This is a genomic window from Thermalbibacter longus, assembly GCF_023806485.1.
In the GTDB taxonomy this organism is placed as follows: Bacteria; Chloroflexota; Chloroflexia; order Thermomicrobiales; family Thermomicrobiaceae; genus Thermalbibacter; species Thermalbibacter longus.
The window spans coordinates 1-203 of sequence record NZ_JAMSLR010000079.1 but is presented as its reverse complement, the minus strand read 5'-3'; the positions used below and the strand labels follow the sequence as shown (position 1 = coordinate 203).

The window sequence follows — 203 nt, the reverse complement described above, 5'->3', positions numbered from 1 at the left end:
GCTGCCGGCCTGGGGTGCGGCGCACGGGGGGCCCTGTCACGTCGTGCTGGGGCCGGAGGGCGGGCTGACCGAGGCGGAGGAAGCGGCGCTGGCGCAGGCGGGCTTGGCGCCGCTGTCGCTGGGCGCGCGCACGCTGCGCAGCGAGACGGCGGCGCTGGCGGCGCTCGCTTGCTTGACGCTGGGCCAGCTTCAGCCGGGCGCGG

The 203-nt window shown here is 79.8% G+C and carries 1 protein-coding gene; it reads left to right on the top strand.

The annotated features are described in order from the left end of the window. A partial coding sequence (locus NET02_RS16530; protein ID WP_284058527.1) for an RsmE family RNA methyltransferase occupies positions 1–203 on the top strand: 203 nt, incomplete at both ends.